At 74.0% G+C, this 16,875-nt stretch carries 16 protein-coding genes and 1 pseudogene; 9 read left to right on the forward strand and 8 right to left on the reverse strand.

Going from position 1 to position 16,875, the window contains the following annotated elements; all coding sequences use genetic code 11:
* Positions 1–314: 314 nt before the first annotated feature.
* Complete coding sequence (locus ACZ4V1_RS18325; protein ID WP_468336670.1) at positions 315–2,303, reverse strand: AfsR/SARP family transcriptional regulator; 1,989 nt, start codon at positions 2,301–2,303, stop codon at positions 315–317.
* 251 nt (positions 2,304–2,554) lie between these two features.
* On the opposite strand from ACZ4V1_RS18325, the gene ACZ4V1_RS18330 reads away from it, so the two are divergent.
* Both ACZ4V1_RS18330 and ACZ4V1_RS18335 read left to right on the forward strand, forming a co-directional pair.
* The gene (locus ACZ4V1_RS18330) at positions 2,555–3,433 is read left to right on the forward strand and encodes an alpha/beta fold hydrolase (protein ID WP_468336673.1); all 879 of its coding nucleotides are present in this window, start codon (positions 2,555–2,557) and stop codon (positions 3,431–3,433) included.
* 105 nt (positions 3,434–3,538) lie between these two features.
* Positions 3,539–4,765 carry an MFS transporter gene (locus ACZ4V1_RS18335; protein ID WP_468336676.1) on the forward strand — a complete coding sequence of 409 codons (1,227 nt, stop codon included), beginning with the start codon at positions 3,539–3,541 and terminating at the stop codon, positions 4,763–4,765.
* Here the strand turns inward: ACZ4V1_RS18335 and ACZ4V1_RS18340 are convergent.
* Together ACZ4V1_RS18340 and ACZ4V1_RS18345 are read right to left on the reverse strand one after the other, a co-directional pair.
* A complete protein-coding gene (locus ACZ4V1_RS18340) occupies positions 4,762–5,892 on the reverse strand; it encodes a hypothetical protein (protein WP_468336679.1) in 1,131 nt (376 codons plus the stop codon). The two genes, ACZ4V1_RS18335 and ACZ4V1_RS18340, sit on opposite strands and share 4 nt — an antisense overlap.
* A gap of 79 nt (positions 5,893–5,971) precedes the next feature.
* On the reverse strand, positions 5,972–6,400 hold the full coding sequence (locus ACZ4V1_RS18345; protein ID WP_468336682.1) for a VOC family protein: 429 nt from the start codon (positions 6,398–6,400) through the stop codon (positions 5,972–5,974).
* A gap of 173 nt (positions 6,401–6,573) precedes the next feature.
* On the opposite strand from ACZ4V1_RS18345, the pseudogene ACZ4V1_RS18350 reads away from it, so the two are divergent.
* Positions 6,574–6,748, forward strand: a pseudogene (locus ACZ4V1_RS18350) (LysE family translocator); the annotation flags it as partial.
* Between the two features lie 82 nt (positions 6,749–6,830).
* On the opposite strand, the gene ACZ4V1_RS18355 reads toward ACZ4V1_RS18350, so the two are convergent.
* The 3 genes from ACZ4V1_RS18355 to ACZ4V1_RS18365 all read right to left on the reverse strand — a co-directional run bounded on the left by ACZ4V1_RS18355 (position 6,831) and on the right by ACZ4V1_RS18365 (position 8,723).
* On the reverse strand, positions 6,831–7,256 hold the full coding sequence (locus tag ACZ4V1_RS18355) for a PPOX class F420-dependent oxidoreductase (RefSeq protein WP_468336685.1): 426 nt from the start codon (positions 7,254–7,256) through the stop codon (positions 6,831–6,833).
* A gap of 106 nt (positions 7,257–7,362) precedes the next feature.
* On the reverse strand, positions 7,363–8,253 hold the full coding sequence (locus ACZ4V1_RS18360; RefSeq protein ID WP_468336688.1) for an NAD(P)-dependent oxidoreductase: 891 nt from the start codon (positions 8,251–8,253) through the stop codon (positions 7,363–7,365).
* Between the two features lie 335 nt (positions 8,254–8,588).
* Complete coding sequence (locus ACZ4V1_RS18365) at positions 8,589–8,723, reverse strand: hypothetical protein (RefSeq protein ID WP_468336691.1); 135 nt, start codon at positions 8,721–8,723, stop codon at positions 8,589–8,591.
* A 287-nt stretch (positions 8,724–9,010) separates the two neighbouring features.
* Between ACZ4V1_RS18365 and egtA the strand changes: the two genes are divergently transcribed.
* Genes egtA through egtD form a run of 4 tightly spaced genes read left to right on the forward strand, consistent with a single transcriptional unit; the run spans position 9,011 to position 13,429 of the window.
* The gene (gene egtA, locus ACZ4V1_RS18370) at positions 9,011–10,312 is read left to right on the forward strand and encodes an ergothioneine biosynthesis glutamate--cysteine ligase EgtA (protein ID WP_468336694.1); all 1,302 of its coding nucleotides are present in this window, start codon (positions 9,011–9,013) and stop codon (positions 10,310–10,312) included.
* A complete protein-coding gene (egtB, locus tag ACZ4V1_RS18375) occupies positions 10,309–11,670 on the forward strand; it encodes an ergothioneine biosynthesis protein EgtB (RefSeq protein WP_468336697.1) in 1,362 nt (453 codons plus the stop codon). Before egtA ends, egtB begins: the two co-directional genes overlap by 4 nt.
* A complete protein-coding gene (egtC, locus tag ACZ4V1_RS18380; protein WP_468336700.1) occupies positions 11,670–12,470 on the forward strand; it encodes an ergothioneine biosynthesis protein EgtC in 801 nt (266 codons plus the stop codon). Before egtB ends, egtC begins: the two co-directional genes overlap by 1 nt.
* Positions 12,467–13,429 (forward strand): L-histidine N(alpha)-methyltransferase, encoded by a 963-nt coding sequence (egtD, locus tag ACZ4V1_RS18385; protein WP_468336703.1) that lies wholly within the window; start codon positions 12,467–12,469, stop codon positions 13,427–13,429. Before egtC ends, egtD begins: the two co-directional genes overlap by 4 nt.
* A gap of 83 nt (positions 13,430–13,512) precedes the next feature.
* Here egtD and ACZ4V1_RS18390 read toward each other — a convergent pair whose 3' ends face one another.
* Positions 13,513–14,775, reverse strand: coding sequence for an extracellular solute-binding protein (locus tag ACZ4V1_RS18390; protein WP_468336706.1), 1,263 nt, complete (start codon positions 14,773–14,775; stop codon positions 13,513–13,515).
* 259 nt (positions 14,776–15,034) lie between these two features.
* On the opposite strand from ACZ4V1_RS18390, the gene ACZ4V1_RS18395 reads away from it, so the two are divergent.
* Complete coding sequence (locus tag ACZ4V1_RS18395) at positions 15,035–15,250, forward strand: dodecin (RefSeq protein WP_468336709.1); 216 nt, start codon at positions 15,035–15,037, stop codon at positions 15,248–15,250.
* 26 nt (positions 15,251–15,276) lie between these two features.
* On the opposite strand, the gene ACZ4V1_RS18400 is transcribed toward ACZ4V1_RS18395, so the two are convergent.
* Positions 15,277–15,768 (reverse strand): phosphatase domain-containing protein, encoded by a 492-nt coding sequence (locus ACZ4V1_RS18400; RefSeq protein WP_468336712.1) that lies wholly within the window; start codon positions 15,766–15,768, stop codon positions 15,277–15,279.
* Positions 15,769–15,827: 59 nt separating this feature from the next.
* On the opposite strand from ACZ4V1_RS18400, the gene ACZ4V1_RS18405 reads away from it, so the two are divergent.
* Positions 15,828–16,847, forward strand: coding sequence for an LLM class flavin-dependent oxidoreductase (locus ACZ4V1_RS18405; RefSeq protein ID WP_468336714.1), 1,020 nt, complete (start codon positions 15,828–15,830; stop codon positions 16,845–16,847).
* Positions 16,848–16,875 lie beyond the last annotated feature (28 nt).

Genomic DNA, 16,875 nt, shown 5'->3' on the forward strand with positions numbered 1-16,875 from the left:
CGGGCGGGTCGGCGCTCCGCCGCCAGGTCCGAGGGCGCGGAATACCATGCCCGTCGGACCAGCCGACCCGCGATGCGGCACCTGGCGGGCGAACAGCGCCTCCGGCGCACGCCACCCCGCACGAACGGGACTGCTACGGCTACGGCTACGCGGCCTGGGTGTACGGCCCCACCGCGCCGGCCCCGGACGAGGAGCCTGCGAGCCGCCCCGGTCCCGCCGGCCTCGGCACACGTCGAGCAGCCGGACGCCCCGGCCGGAGGTCTCGCACCGTGGCCGGGTGTACCGGCCCTGACCCGCGTGCCGCCCAGGGCTCCCTACTCCGGCCGGCCGCCGTCGGGACCGAGTGCCCGGCTGATGGCGGCGAGCCAGTCGCCGACCGGTCCGAAGGTGAGCAACCCGCTGCCCGCGCCCGCGAGTTCACCGGACGCGGGCAGCAGCCGTCCGTACGTACGCTCCAGGGAGGTGCGGTCGCCGAGTTCGAGGGCGAGCGCGGCCTCGGCGCAGCACAGGGCTTCGTACAGGAGGTCGGGCGGCGGCTCCGGAAGAGCCCTCAGCGCGGTCCGGGCCTCGGTGGCGCGGCCGTCTGCGAGGAGGTCGAACGGTTCGGCCCAGGGGCGGTACGGCCCCCAGTCCGCGCGCGGGTCCACCTCCGCCGGACGTCCGTGGGCCAGGCGCAGGCCGAGCAGGGCGAGGGGCAGCAGTCCGCGTTGCAGGCCCGGCATCCCGGCGCCGTCGAGCCGCGCGGCGGCCGACCGGTAGGCGGCCTCGGCACTGTCGTACGGGCTGCCGGTGGCGGCCCGGCGCAGGGCTCGGTACCACTCGGTGAAGACGGCCACGAGCGGCCGTTCGTGCCGTTCGGCCAGGCGGTCGACGGCGGCGGCGTGCTCGTCGGCGGCGGCGAAGTCGGCGAGGGCCGAGCGTGCCTGGAGCCGGATCAGGTGGCCGAGGACGGCGTAGTTGACCAGGCCGTGCCGGTCGGCGAGCGCGACGAGTTCGGCGCCGGTCGCGTCGCGGCGCGGGGCCAGTCCGGCGGAGGTGCAGGACTGCATGAAGACGCCGTTGAGGGCGAAGGCCAGCAGTGCGGGGTCGTCCAGGCGGCGGGCGATCCGCTCGGCCTCGTCCGCCGCCCGCGGCCCGCGCGGGGACCGGACACCCCGGGATTCCACGGCGACGGTGGCCAGCAGACGGCAGCGTGCCGAGTCGGCGGTGGTGTCGTCCGGCAGCGCGGCGAGCGTGCGTTCGGCCGCCGCGACGAGGCGCCGGGCCCGTTCGGGGTCGTCGCTGCGCGTCCAGTTGGCGGGGACGTCGTAGGCGCCGATCACCCGGGCCGTCAGGTCCGCGTCGCCGGTCTCCTCCGCCGCCGCGACCGCCGCCATACGGTGCTCCCGGGCGGCCTCCAGTCCGCCGCCGCCGGTGACCGCGAGGGTGCGCAGCAGGCCCACGGTCGACTCCAGCCGGGCGTGGGCACCGGCGGCGACCGTGCGGTCGTACGCCTCGGTGGCCCGGGCCCACAGCCGGGCCGCCGCCTCCGCCGGTTCGTCGGGCGGGTCCAGGTCCGGGTCCTGGGCGAGGATGCCGGCCTCCAGGCGGCGCAGCCGGGGCCCGGGGTCGACGCCCAGGTGTCCGGCGAGCAGGGCGCGGGCGCGGCGCAGCACGGCGAGGGCGTCCGCCTGGCGTCCGGTCCGGTACAGGGCGAGGGCGAGCAGCCGCCAGGCCTCCTCGCGCCAGGGGTGCTCGGTCAGGTGGGCGTCCAGGTCGGGGACCGCCTCGGCGGCCCGGCCCAGTTCCACGAGCAGTTCCGCGCGCCGTTCGACGGCACGCAGCCGCAGTTCGGTGAGCCGGGAACGCTCGCCGCGGGCCCACTCCTCCCCGCCGAACTCGGCGTAGGCGGGGCCCCGCCACTCCTCCAGCGCCGTCCGGAGCCGGTCCGGGGCCTGCGTGGCCGGCAGCCGGTCGGCCTCCGCGACGGCCGCCTCGAAGCGCCACGCGTCCACGGCGTCCGGCGCCGCGCGCAGGGCGTACCCGGGTCCTTCGGTGACCAGCAGCCGGGCCGGGGCCCGCGGCGGGCGGCCGGGTTCCAGGGCCCGGCGCAGATCGCCGACGAAGGTGCGCAGCGCGCCCACGGCCCGCGGTGGCGGTGCGTCCCACAGGTCCTCGACCAGGCGGGTGAGCGGGACGACCCGGCGCCGGGCCAGCAGGAGGCGGGCCAGTACGGCGCGGTGCCGGGGGCCCTTGAGGGCCAGCGCGTCGCCGGCACGTTCGGCCGTGACCGGTCCGAGCACACCGAACGTGACCGCTTCCATGTTCCGTCCGCTCCGATCCGCCCTCGCTCGTGCGCACACCACGGTACGCGTGCTGATCGGTTGCTGATTCGGGCCCGGCAGGCTCGAAGGCGTCATCAGCGACGCGAACAGACCCGATCCGAACAGACCCCATCTGAACAGGCCTGATCGAGCAGACCTGATGTGACAGGCCTGATGTGGCCTGATGTGGCAGGCCTGATGTGGCAGGCCTGATCGAGCAGACCCGATGTGATCAGAAAGGTACGACAAGCATGACACCGACCCTTCCGGGCTTCGCCTACGACCGCGTGACGGTCGCCGACGGCATCGCCCTGAACGCGGCCGTCGGCGGCTCCGGCAGCCCGATCGTGCTGCTGCACGGCTTTCCGCAGACCCATCTGATGTGGCGGCACGTCGCCGCCGACCTCGCGGCCGACCACACCGTCATCTGCCCCGACCTGCGCGGCTACGGAGACAGCGACAAGCCGGCCGACCCGGACGGCACCGCCTACGCCAAGCGGACCATGGCCGCCGACGTGGTCGCCCTGGCCCGGGCGCTCGGGCACGAGCGGTTCGCGCTGGCCGGGCACGACCGGGGCGCCCTCGTCGCGGTGCGGGCCGGGCTCGACCACCCGGACGCGGTGACGCACCTGGCCGCGCTGGACGTGCTGCCGACCCTCGACATGTGGGACGTCCTGCACGGCACCACGGCGGCGGTGGGCTTCCACCTGTACCTGATGGCGCAGCCGCCCGGACTGCCCGAGCGGTTGATCGGCGCCGCGCCGGACGCGTTCTTCGGTCACTTCCTCGACGTCTGGACGCGGGATCCGGACGCCCTGCCCGCCGACGTACGCGCCGCCTACCTCAAGGCGTCCCGCGAGGCGGTGCCGTCCATCGTGGCCGACTACCGCGCCTCGGCCGGCATCGACGTCGCCCACGACCGGGCCGACCGCGACCACGGGAACCGGCTGCGGATGCCCGTGACCGTCCTCCAGCAGGACTGGGGCGCCGCCCTCGGCTACGACGCCGTCGCGCTGTGGCGGGCCTGGGCCCCGGACCTGCGGCACGACACCGTCGACTGCGGCCACTTCATGGCGGAGGAGGCGCCCGGTGAGGTCGCCGGGGCGCTGCGGAAACTGCTGACGCGGTAGGGCCGGTGGGGGCGGGCGTCGGCGGACCGGCGTACAACGGGCGGTTGTGCGTGCCCTCCGACCAGTTGTTTGATCCCGGGGACGGCCACTCGCTTGGATGGCGGCGTGACGGAGTCGGGCATCGTGAACAGCGGGTCGCTGGGGCGGCGGTTCGGGTGGCTGTGGGCCGCCTACTCCGTCAGCACGTTCGGTACGAGACTCGCGTTCGACGCCTTTCCGCTGATCGCGGTCGTGGTGCTGGACGCCGGAACGGCGCGGGTGGCGGCGCTCTCGGCGGCCGGTCTCGCGGTGGGGGCGCTGGTGGCGGTGCCCCTGGGGCCGTGGGTGGAGTTCCGGCGCGAGCGGCCGGTCATGGTCGCGATGGACCTGGTCCGGTGCGCGGTGCTGCTGAGTGTGCCGCTCGCGTTCGCGTTCGACCGGCTCGGCTTCGCCCACTTGCTGGTCGTGTCGGTCGTCGTCGCCGCGGCGGACATCACGTTCAGGGCAGCCGCCGGTTCCTGTCTGAAGGCACTGGTACGGCCACCGGACCTGCTGGCCGCGAACGGCCGGTTCGAGGCGACGACCTGGACCGCGACGTTGCTCGGCCCCCCGGTCGGCGGTGCCGCGATCGGCGTCTTCGGCCCGGTGGTGACGGTGGCGGTCGACGCGGTCAGCTACCTGCTGTCGGCGCTGGGGATCCGGGCGATCGGCGGCGGGGAGCCGCGCCCGAAGCATGCCGACGCGCCCCGGCTGCGGGCCGGTGACCTGCTGGACGGCTGGCGGTACGTCCTGGCCTCGCCAGGTCTGCGTCCGCTCTTCCTCAACACCGTCCTGGTCAACGGTCTGATCATGGCGACCGCACCGCTGCTCGCCGTCCTCATGCTGGGCGATCTGGGGTTCGCGCCCTGGCAGTACGGACTGGCCTTCGCGGTGCCGTGCGCCGGCGGACTGATCGGCTCCCGGCTGGCCGGCACGCTCGTGACGCGCTTCGGGCAGCACCGGGTGCTGGTCACCAGCGGGGTGCTGCGCGTGTGCTGGCCCGTCGGGCTGGCCTTCGTCCGGCCCGGTACCACGGGGCTGGTCCTCGTGATGGCCGTCGAGTTCGGGCTGATCACCTGCATGGGCGTGTTCAACCCGGTGTTCGCCACGCGTCGGCTCGAACTGACCCCGGCGGACCGGGTCGCCCGTACCCTGACCGCCTGGTCGGTCAGCGGCAAACTGGCGATCGCGGCCCTGACCGCGGTGTGGGGCCTCCTGGCCGGTCTGACCGGTCCGCGTACGGCGATCGCGGGCGCGGGCGTACTCGTCCTGGCGACCCCGCTGCTGCTGCCCCGGCGCCACGTGACGTCCTAGGCCGTCGGGGTCTTCCGCCTCAGCGTGGGGAACTGACGGCGGGCCTGCGCGAACAGGACGGGGTGGTCGGTGCCGTAGGTGACCGCGGCGGCGAAGAGGGCGTCGAGGGCGGCGCACAGCGGGTCCGGTTGGGCCGCGGCGAGCAGTGCGGGCATGGCCATCGCCTGTCGCAGCAGGTTGTCGTGGCACCCGTCCGGCGAGTCCACCGCGGTGTGGCGGACGCGGGCGTCGGCGAAGAACCGGTCCCAGGCCCGCTGGGTGTCGTCGAACGGCGCCGGCAGGCGCTCCCCGCGGTCCAGCGCCGCCAGCGCGGGCGCGACCCAGTCGACGTCGTCCAGCCCCGCCACGGCGAAGGCGCGACGAGCGGCCCAGCGGGCGATACTCCGCTGCGTCGCCGGACACACCGCGTCGACGGCGTCGAGCAGGTCCCGGTCCAGCGGGACCAGTCCCCGTGCGTTGCCGCCGGCCTCGCGCAGGCGGCGGCTGGGCAGTCGTCCTCCCCAGGACAGGGTCTCCGCCCGCTCCCGCGCGGCACGCTCGGCCGCTCGCCGCCCCTCCCGTCGGCGGCACTCGGCCACGGCCCGCTCCTCCGGCGTGGCGGGCGGCGTCAGGCTGCGGGCGTGCCGGTGCCAGTAGGCGGCGCTGCGCGAGGTCTGCCGGACGACGAGGTCCTCGGCGGGCGGGGCCGGCCAGAACTGCAGCAGGTAGTGGTCGACCGGCGCGCCGCCTCGGAGTACGGCGAGCTCTTCCTCCCTGCCGCGGTCCATGCCGCGCCCGCAGTAGCGCACCCGGTGGTCGGCCGGGAGCAGGTCCAGCGCGCACAGGGGGCCGTCGCCCCACGGCAGGACGACCGTCGAGGCGGAAGCCGGCCGGAAGGACGCCTCCACCACGTCCTCCCAGCCGTCGTCGAGGGGCGGCGCCGCTCCGTGCACCTCGACGGTCAGACCGACGCGGCCGGTGTGCAGACCCGTGACGAGGAGGAGATATCCGGGTACGGCCGCGCCGCACAGTCCGTTGCTCTGCCCGGCGCAGGCCGGCGACGGTCCCGGGGTGTCCCGGTCCCGCCTGCTGTCCACGTGGAACTGCCCGTAGCCGACGTGCAGTTCACCGCTGTACACCGTCCGCACGGCCACCCCCTCCTCACGTCCGGCTGCCTGAGGCCACCAGTATGCGGAGGGGGTCTGACAACGGTGCGCCGACGTCCGGTCAGCGTGCCCCGGGCACGTCCTCCGTGACACCGTTCAGCGGCGAGGACGGGTCGCTGCCGTAGGGGCGGGTGAAGGCCTCCATGCCGTGCCCGGACGGGTCTGCGAAGTACACGCCCCGTCCACCGTCGCTGCGGTTGATCCGGCCCGGGTGCCGACCGTGCGGGTCGGCCTGGATGGGAATTCCGTCCTCGACGAGCCGGGCGAGGATCGCGTCGAACTCGTCCTCGCAGACGAGGAACGCGTAGTGCTGCGCCGGGATGTCGATGTCGGCGGTGGCGAAATCGAGGGTGACGCCGTTGGCGGTCGTCACGGGCAGGAACATTCCGGTCGGCTCGCCGACCTCCAGCCCCAGGATTCCGGCGAGGAAACGAGCGGACTTCTCCCGGTCCCGGGAGAGAACGATGGTGTGGTTGAACTCGACTGACACGGGTGAATGCCTCCACGGGCATCTCCGCGGCGCCTCCATGCCTCACCCGGACGGTGACCGACACGCGATGCCGCGCCGCGGATCTTAGACGAGGTGAGCCGGGGTGTCGACACCCGGCGAAATCCGCCGGTGGGGCGGTGGGGCGCGCCGGTCGTCGCCGCACTTTCCGGGAAGTCTTCAACGCCATCGCGCTGGTGGCCTGCGACAGCGTGTGGGGGCTGCTCGCGGCCCCCACACGCGACTGGTTCGCGCGTTCCCCGCGCCGGATGTCCGCGGTCGGCGGGGCCGGCGGTCGGCAGTGATCGGCCTCGGCGTCACCGTGGCCCCCCCACCGGGCGCACGGACTAGCGCTCGGCTGTCGGCTGTCGGCTGTCGGCTGTCGGCTGTCGGCTGTCGGCTGTCGGCTGTCGGCTGGGATCGTGGTTGTTTCTCAGGTGGACGCCTGATCGCTGTCCTTCATCGCACCCCAGCCGTGCCAGCGCTCGACCTCGACCCACGCGCTGACCCGGGCCCGGGCCCGGTTCGGGTACGGGTTGCCCGTGTAGTGCCTGGAGAGGCGGTCGATGCCGGTGAGTCCCTCGTCGTCGCGGGTCTCGGTGACGCGGCCGATGAGAGTGACGTGGGTGTACCAGTCGTCGCCCGCGAGGACGGTGAGGGTCACGCGCGGGTCCCGGCGCACGTGCCCCAGACGTACCCGGCCCTCGTCGAAGTTGATCAGAACCCGGCCGTCGTCCTCCCACAGGTACCAGGTGGGCGTGGACACGGGCGCGCCGTCGGAGCGGAGAGTGGCCATGACGCACGGGTTGGGTCGGCGCAGCAGTTCGACGGCCTCGGGCGGCAGCGGCGGCTTCGGCATACGGACTCCTGATTCTGGCGGGTACCGATGATCTTGATGTGTGCCGGGACCGCGTCGGCGTTCCGGTCGTTCCGGCCGTTCCGCTCACCCGGTACCCCGGATGAGCTCAGTCGTACGGCTTCTCCTCGAAACTGGCGAAGTACGCCGCCGCCATGTCCTCGTCGCCGTGCCCCTGCGCGGCGGCGCGCGACAGGCGTTCGGCGCCGGCGGCGGCAACGTCCAGACGGACGCCGTTCGCCTCGCCGGCCTCGACGATGAGCCGGGCGTCCTTCACGGCTGTGGTGACCGTGAACTGGGCCGGCGCCAGCGTGCCGTCAAGGATCATGCCGGCCTTGGCGCGCAGGTATCCCATGTCGAGCGGACCGCCCGCGATGGCGTCGAAGAAGCCGTCCGGGTCCACGCCCAGCGCCTTGGCGAGCGCCAGGACCTCACCCGTCGCGTTGGTGACGGCGAGGACCCAGCTGTTGGCCACCAGCTTCAGCCGGGTGGCGCTGCCGGCGGCGCCGTCCTCGCCGGTCCACACCGTGCGGGAGCCGACGGTGTCCAGGACGGGCGCCACCGCGTCCCGTGCTTCGGCCGGGCCGGCGGCCAGCACCAGCAGCTGACCGGCCTCGGCGGGCTCGCGGGTGCCGAGGACGGGGGCGTCGAAGAAGACGAGGCCGTGTTCCTGGGCGAAGGCGGCCAGGTCGGCGACCGCGTCGACCCCGGCGGTGGTCGACTGGACCCACGCGGTGCCGGGCCGCAGGCCGGGGGCGGCCTGCCGCATGACGTCGAGGGCGGCCGGCCCGTCGTAGAGCATGGTGAGGACGACGTCGGCGCCCCGCACCGCCTCCTCGGGGCGGGCGGCGACGTGCGCGCCGTCGCCTGCCAGTGGTTCGGCCTTGTCCCGGCTGCGGTTCCAGACCCGGACGGTGTGCCCGGCGCGGGCGAGGTTGCGGGCCATCGCGGCACCCATGATTCCGGTGCCCAGGACGCTCACGGTGAGCTGGTCGATCATGAGGTCGGCTTTCTGGCTCGTGCGGTCGGCGGCCGGGGGCCAGGGCCCGGTCGGGGCCGGGGACGCGGTGATCAGCCTGCCACCCGGTCTCGCGCGTCGCCGGTCAGCCCGGCCGGCCAGGCCTGGTGTCGCCCGCTCGGTGTTCCTGGCTGCATGCTTGTCGCTCCGGGCGGACGTTGCCACTCGGCGGCGTGCGCCTACGGCCGGACCGCTCGTCCGCGCCCCGTACGGCCGTGAGCGCTTTTCCCGAAGACGCCGAAGACCTGCTCTCGCCGGTGACCTCGAAGACCGTCCGCACCTCGGCGCAGGGGGCCCGGCTCGACCGGCCCCGGTCCCTACATGCGGGTACCGGCCCGTGCCGCCTCGACCGCCGCGGCGATCGGCGCCGTGCGCCCGTCCGGCGCGCGGTAGGACCCCGCCGCCACGATCTGTTCCGTCTGCTGTGCGATGCCCCGCAGGCGCGCGCTCACGGCGCCACCCCCGTGGACGCCGTGACCGCGCGCCGCGCGGCCTCCCCCGTCGTGCTCATGCAGGAATCCTGGGCGATGCTGGTGATGCGGCGCAACGGAGTTTCCCGACCGGCGAACGAAGGGGAAAGCCCCTGGGAATGGACGGGTCACGAAGATTACCGAGTAGGAACGTCCCGTAATGCACCCTTGTGCGGAGCGGCACGAGGGTCTTGGGTGGGACGAGTGTGCCGACCCGGCCCGCCGCGAAAGGGTCGGCGGCATGGATGGAATCTCAGGAGGATCCCGACATGTCCGATGCGGTAAGTGGCTGTATCCGGCCACGCACCACTGTCACCGAAGCCGAGGTCGAGGCGCTGGTCCACGGCATCTGCTTCAAGACCGGCCCACCGAGACTCCTCGGTGTCGAAGTGGAATGGCTCGTCCACGAGCTGCGCGCGCCGCGGCTCCCCGTGTCACCCGAACGGCTCGAAGCGGTCTACGCCGCACTGCGGACCGTGCCCCTCAGGTCGGCGCTGACCGTCGAACCCGGCGGCCAGCTGGAGCTGAGTTCGCTCCCCGCCGCCTCCCTGACGGAGTGCATCGGTACCGTCTCCGCCGACCTCGCCGCCGTCCGCGCGGTGCTGCGCGAGGACGGTCTCGCCCTCGTCGGCCTCGGCCACGACCCCTGGCACGCGCCCCGCCGCTTCCTGCGGCAGCCGCGCTACGACGCCATGGAGGCCTGCCTCGACCGCACCGGCCCCGCGGGCCGCTTCATGATGTGCACGTCGGCCTCCGTGCAGGTGTGTCTGGACGCCGGGTACGAGGAGCCCGGCCCCCTCGGTCACGTACGCCGCTGGTGGCTCGCGCACCAGCTGGGGGCGGTGCTGCTGGCCGCGTTCGCCAATTCCCCGCTGGCCGGCGGCCGGCCCACCGGCTGGCGGTCCACCCGGCAGCTGCGGTGGACGCAGATCGGCGCCGGCCGGGCGGGCGGCCCCCCGCTGGACGCCGACCCGCGCGGCGCCTGGACCCGGCACGTCCTGGACGCCCCGGTGATGTGCGTCCGCGGCGACGGCGGGCCCTGGGACGTGCCCGAGGGCATGACCTTCCGGGAGTGGACCCGGGGCGGGGCCCCGAGACCGCCGTCCCCGGAGGATCTCGACTACCACCTCACCACGCTGTTCCCGCCGGTCAGACCGCGCGGCCACCTGGAGCTGCGCATGATCGACGCGCAGCCCGGGGACGACGGCTGGATGGTGCCGCTCGCCGTGACGGCGGCGCTGTTCGAGGACCCGGAGGCCACCGAGACCGCCTACCGGGCCGTGAAGCCGCTCGCCGAGCGCACGCTCGGTCTGCCCGCCCCGCACAACCCGCTGTACCGGAGCGCCGCCCGCGACGCACTCACCGATCCGGAACTGCGCGAGGCGGCCGTCACGTGCTTCACCGCGGCGCTCGCCGCCCTGCCCCGGCTCGGCGCCACCGCCGAGGTGAGGGCCGCCGTCGCGGCGCACCTGGAGGACTACGTCCTCAGGGGCCGCTGCCCCGCCGACGACCTGCTGGACATGCCGGACGGCGCGAGCCGTGGCCCGCACGGGAGGGAGACCCGCCCATGACCGACCCCGCCATGGAGACCGCCACCGACACCACCACCGCCGGCGGCCCCGCCGCCGACGCCGAGACCCTGCGCGAGCGGGCCCTGGCCACGCTCGTCACGGCCCGGAACCGCACGACGCTGCTGACCAGCTGCGTGGAGGGCCCCGACCTGACCTCCCAGGTGTCGCCGCTCATGTCCCCGTTGGTGTGGGACCTGGCGCACATAGGCAACCAGGAGGAGCAGTGGCTGCTGCGCGCCGTCGCCGGGCACGAGGCGATACGGCCCGAGATCGACAGCCTCTACGACGCCTTCGAGCATCCGCGCGCCGAGCGGCCCAAGCTGCCCCTGCTGTCCCCCGCCGAGGCCCGCCGGTACGCCGCCGACGTACGCGGACGGGCGCTGGACGTGCTGGAGGGCACCGCGTTCCACGGGACGCGGCTGACGGAGGCGGGCTTCGCCTTCGGGATGATCGCCCAGCACGAGCAGCAGCACGACGAGACCATGCTGATCACCCATCAGCTCCGCAAGGGCCCGCAGGCCCTGACCGCCCCGGACCCGGACCCCGTACCGCTGTACACCGGCCCGGCGGAGGTCCTGGTGCCCGGCGGCCCGTTCGCGATGGGGACGTCGACCGAGCCGTGGGCCCTGGACAACGAACGCCCCGCGCACCGGCGCGAGGTGGCGCCCTTCTACCTCGACACCACGCCGGTGACCAACGGCGCGTACCGGGCGTTCATCGACGACGGCGGCTACGACGACCCGCGCTGGTGGTCCCCTCAGGGCTGGGACCACATCCGCCGGCACTCCATCACCGCCCCGCTGTTCTGGCGCCGCGACGGCGGGCAGTGGCTGCGGCGCCGCTTCGGGGTCACCGAAGTGGTGCCGTCCGACGAGCCGGTGGTGCACGTGTGCTGGTACGAGGCGGACGCGTACGCCCGCTGGGCCGGGCGGCGGCTGCCCACCGAGGCCGAGTGGGAGAAGGCGGCCAGGTACGATCCGGCCGCGGACCGCTCGGCCCGCTATCCGTGGGGGGACGCCGACCCGGGTCCGGAGCACGCCAACCTCGGCCAGCGGCATCTGCGCCCGGCGCCCGCCGGCAGCTACCCGGCCGGTGAGTCGCCGCTCGGGGTCCGGCAGCTGATCGGCGACGTCTGGGAGTGGACGTCGAGCGACTTCGCCCCGTACCCCGGCTTCCGGGCCTTTCCGTACAAGGAGTACTCGGAGGTGTTCTTCGGGCCCGAGTACAAGGTGCTGCGCGGTGGTTCCTTCGCCGTGGACGCGGTGGCCTGCCGGGGCACGTTCCGCAACTGGGACTATCCGATCCGGCGGCAGATCTTCTCCGGGTTCCGCACCGCCCGGACGCCGGAGGCCCGCTGATGTGCCGTCACCTCGCGTACGTGGGTCCCGAGGAGACCCTCGGCCGGCTTCTCGTGGCGCCGCCGCACGGCCTGTACCGGCAGTCCTGGGCACCCAGGCACCAGCGCTACGGGACGGTCAACGCCGACGGGTTCGGCGTCGGCTGGTACGCCGACGGGGACCCGGTGCCGGCGCGGTACCGGCGGGCCGGGCCGATCTGGGCCGACCAGTCCTTCGCCGACCTGGCCCGCGTGGTGCGGACCGGCGCCCTGCTCGCCGCCGTGCGGGACGCGACGCTCTCGGGCGCGGACGCGGAGGCCGCGGCGGCGCCGTTCGCCTCGGGGACCTGGCTGTTCAGCCACAACGGAGCCGTGGCGGGCTGGCCGGGCTCGCTGGCGCGAGTGGCCGGGGCGCTGCCGCCCCGGGAACTGCTGTCGCTGGAGGCCCGCAACGACTCGGCGCTGGTGTGGGCGCTGGTGCTGGCCCGGCTGCGCGCCGGGGACGACGAGGGCCGGGCGCTCGCCGAGACGGTGCTGGAGGTCGCGGCGGCGTCCCCCGCCTCCCGGCTCAATCTGCTGCTCACCAGCGGCGACACCATCACGGCCACCACCTGGGGCGACACCCTGTGGTACCTGAGCCGTCCCGACGGCGGCACGGTCGTGGCCTCGGAGCCGTACGACGACGACCCTCGCTGGCAGGAGGTCCCGGACCGCACCCTGCTCGCCGTGAGCCGCACGGACGTGCTGCTCACTCCGCTCAAGGATCCGGGCGACAACGCCCTCACAGACGCTTTCGTCTCCCCGAAGGAGCCCCGCACGTGAGCCCGTTCCGTCTCACCCGCACGCTGCCCGAGGACGCCACGGAGGCGGCCCTGCGCGCCGACGTCCTGGCGGGCCTGACGAATACGCCCAAGTGGCTGCCGCCCAAGTGGTTCTACGACGCGCGGGGCAGCGAGCTGTTCGAGGAGATCACCGCGCTGCCCGAGTACTACCCGACCCGGGCCGAGCGGGAGATCCTCGTCGACCGGGCCGGCGAGATCGCCGCGGCGACCGGCGCCCGCACCCTGGTGGAGCTGGGCTCCGGATCCTCGGAGAAGACGCGGTTCCTGCTCGACGCGCTGACCGGTCTGCGCGGTTATGTCCCGGTCGACGTCAGCGAGAGCGCCCTGACCCAGGCCGGTCAGGCGCTCGTCGCCGAGCGGCCGGACCTCCAGGTGCACGCCCTGATCGCCGACTTCACGGGAGGGCTGACACTGCCCGAGACGCCGGGTCCCCGGCTGGTGGCGTTCCTCGGCGGCACGATCGGCAACCTGCTGCCCGGTGAGCGCGCCGCGTTCCTGGCCACCGTCCGCGCCCTGCTCTCCCCGGGCGACGCCCTGCTGCTGGGCACGGACCTGGTCAAGGACGAGCGGGTGCTGGTCCGGGCGTACGACGACGCGGCCGGGGTGACGGCCGCGTTCAACAAGAACGTGCTGTCCGTCATCAACCGGGAGCTGGCGGCCGACTTCGCGCCCGCGGCCTTCGAGCACGTGGCGGTGTGGAACGCCGACAGCGAGTGGATCGAGATGCGGCTGCGCTCACGGGCCGCGCAGACGGTCAAGGTCCAGGCGCTCGACCTGGCGGTGGACTTCGCGGACGGGGAGGAACTGCGCACCGAGGTCTCCGCGAAGTTCCGGCGGGAGGGCGTGCGGGCCGAACTGGCCGCGGCCGGTCTCGAGCTGTCCCACTGGTGGACGGACGGCGAGGACCGTTTCGCGCTGTCGCTGAGCGTGGCTCGTTGAGCATGGCCCGATGAGCGCCGTGCGGTGAGCGCCGTGCGGTGAGCGCCGTGCGGTGAGCCCGGTGCGCTGCCGCGGCGGCGCGTTCAGCGCCCGTCGAGGTCCAGCAGTTCGGTGATGCGGTCGGAGGCCTTGGCGGCCTCCGACTCCGCATCGCCCCCGGTGAGCACCTTCGTCATGTACTCCTTGATCGGGTTGTCCGCCTCGACCGCGCCCCACCGGGGCGTTCCGGGGGTCGCCCGGCCCTGCGCGGCGCCCGCCGCCATGGCGGCGACGCCCTCCTCGCCGGCGACGGCCTTGGCGAGCGACTTCTTGTTCGGGACGTAGTTCATGGTGCGGGCCAGGTCGGTGTTCCACTTGGTGCCCACGAGCGCCTCGACCACGGCGAGGGCGCCGTCGTGTTCGTCGCTGTTCTTCGGGACCACGAGGTCGGAGCCGCCGGTGAAGACGGCGCCCGGCTTGTCGGCCTTCTTGCCGGGCACGGGGAAGAAGCCCAGCCTTCCCTCGAGTCCGGGGTTCTCGCGCACGATGGACCGCGCGAGCCCCGGGACCGCGATGATCTGCGCGACCTGCCCCTTCGCGAACACGCCTGCCTGTGGCGGGTGCTCCTCGTCGGCGTCCAGCGGGCCGTCGCCCAGGGCCTGCAGCTCGCGGTAGAAGTCCATGCCGCGCAGGGCGGCCTCCGAGTCCAGGGCGCCCGTCCAGGTACCGCCCTCCTGTGCGGCCAGCTCGCCACCCTCGTCCCAGATGAAGCCGGAGAGTGTGTACCAGTCCTGTCCGGCCAGGTAGATGCCCTGGTCACCACCCGAGTCGAGCTTCTCGGTGGCGGTGATCCACTCCTCGCGGGTGCGGGGCGGCCCGGTGATGCCGGCCTGCTCGAACAGGTCCTTGCGGTAGATGACCACGCGGTTGGCGGCGTACCAGGGGATGCCGAACTGCTGGGACATCCACTGGCCCGGTTCGGCGAGGCCCGGCAGCCAGTCGCGGATGCCCCAGTCCCGCATCGACTCCAGCGTGAGGTCCTGCAGCCGGCCGCCCTCCGCGTACTGCGGTACCTGGGTGTTGCCCACCTCGATGACGTCGGGGCCGTCCGTGCCGTCGGCCTTCAGCGCGGTCTGCACCTTGTCGCCGATCCCGGTCCACTTCTGGATCCGGATGTCGAGATCGAGACCGGGGTTCGCCCGCTCGAAATCCTCGGTGAAGCGGCGCAGGAAGTCCTGCGAGGCGCTGTCCTTCATCAGCCACACGGTGACGGTGCGCCGCTCGCCGCCGTCCTCCTGCGACATGAGGCCGCAGCCGCTGAGCAGGGAGGCGGACACACAGACAAGGGCGAGTGGGCGACGTCTCACGAGGGGTCCTTCTGTCTGACGGACAGGGGGGCGGAGCGGACAGGGAGGTCCTGCGCACGCGAAAGGAGACCCGACGTGGGGGGACGAGCCCGAGGCTCGAACGGGTGGGTGTCTGGAATCTTGGTATGGACCAATGCGGAGGTCAAGGGGTGACGGGCGGTTACCCTGCCGGGCCCCCGACGCCTCGCGCTCCGTCGCTCCTTGGGGCACGGTGGAGTGACGGACGACACACCGCCGCCCCGCGGAAGGGAGCACCCGCATGTCGAACCACACCTACCGGGTCACCGAGATCGTCGGCACCTCGCCCGACGGCGTCGACCAGGCCGTCCGCAACGGCATCGCCCGCGCCTCGCAGACCCTGCGCAAACTGGACTGGTTCGAGGTGACCCAGGTCCGCGGCCAGATCGAGGAAGGGCAGGTCGCGCACTGGCAGGTCGGCCTGAAGCTCGGCTTCCGCCTGGAGGAGTCGGACTGACGGTCCCCGGGGGCTCACCGGGACGGTCAGGTACGCCCCTCACGCTCCTGCGCCACCCGCAGCTCGGCCGACCGGGCCGCCCAGCGTGCCCGGACGACGGTGAACCCGGCCCGCTCGGCGTCGTCGCACACCAGTTCGTCGTCGTCCACGAAGACCCGGACCTCGTGGGCGCGGGCGAGCCGCCGCAGGATCTCCAGCTTGGTCCGGCGGGCGGGCCGTCGGTCGGCGTCGGCGCGCATGTGCACGGGCCCCTCGGGCAGGCCGTGCGCGGTCAGCCAGTCGAGCGTGTCGCGCCGGCAGCGCTCCGGCCGCCCGGTCAGATAGACGACCTCGCATTCCTCGGCGCTCTTCCGCACCAGCGCGATGCCCTCCGCGAGCGGCGGATCGTGCGGGGCGGCGGCGAAGAAGGCGTCCCAGTCACGCGGCCGGCGCTCCAGGAACCGCTGCCGGTGCGCGGTGTCGGCGAGGGTGTTGTCCAGGTCGAACACGGCCACCGCGGGCTTCCTGCTGTCGGTCACCCGCCCACCCTAGAACGCCGTGCCGGGAATCCTGACGCCGCCGGGACGTTGAAGACCTTGTGAGTTCAGTGATCGCGACCACCCGGTTCTCCGTCCTCGACCGCTCCCGCATTCGCGAGGGCCACACCGCCGGCCAGGCGCTGCACGACACCGTGGAGCTGGCGCGGGAGGCCGAGCGGCTCGGCTACCACCGGTTCTGGGTGTCGGAGCACCACGGCGTCCCCGGGGTGGCCGGCTCGGCGCCCACCGTGCTGGCCGCCGCCGTGGCCGGCGCCACCCGGCGTATCCGGGTCGGCACCGGCGGTGTGATGCTGCCCAACCACCGGCCCCTGGTCGTCGCCGAGCAGTTCGGCGTGCTGGAGTCCCTCTTCCCCGGCCGGATCGACATGGGGCTCGGCCGCTCGGTCGGCTTCACCGGCGGCGTACGCAGGGCACTGGGCCGGGACAAGGACGACGCCGAGGACTTCGACGCTCAACTGGCGGAGCTGCTGGGCTGGTTCCTGGGCACCTCCCCGACCGGAGTGCACGCCCGCCCCGCGGAGGGGCTGACCGTGCCGCCGTTCGTGCTGGCCATGGGCGAGGGCGCGGCCGTCGCCGCCCGGGCGGGCCTGCCGATGGTCATCGGGGACCTGCGCGACCGCGACCGCATGCGCCGCGGCATCGACCGCTACCGCGCCGCCTTCCGCCCCTCCGGGTGGAACCGGGAGCCGTATGTCGTCGTCTCCGGCACCGTCGCCGTGGCCGCCACCCCCGAGGCGGCCCGGCGGCTCCTGGTCCCGGAGGCCTGGTCCATGACCCACGCCCGCACCCGGGGCTCCTTCCCTCCCCTGCCCCCGGCCGAGGAGGTCGAGACCCGGACGATGACCACCAAGGAACGCGAGCTGTACGACGCCGGCCTCACCGGCCACATCGCGGGTACCGAGGAACAGGTGGCCGACGAGCTGGAATCGCTCCTCGAGGACACGGGCGCGCAGGAGGTACTGGTGACCACGAGCGCGTACGACCGCGAGGCGCTGCTGGACTCCTACGGACGGCTCGCCCGCGTCGTCGGCGCCGGGGCGTCCACCGCTCCGGCATAGAATCGCGGGGTTTGTCCCACCGGCCGTT

It is taken from the genome of Streptomyces sp. NPDC028991 (assembly GCF_055564775.1).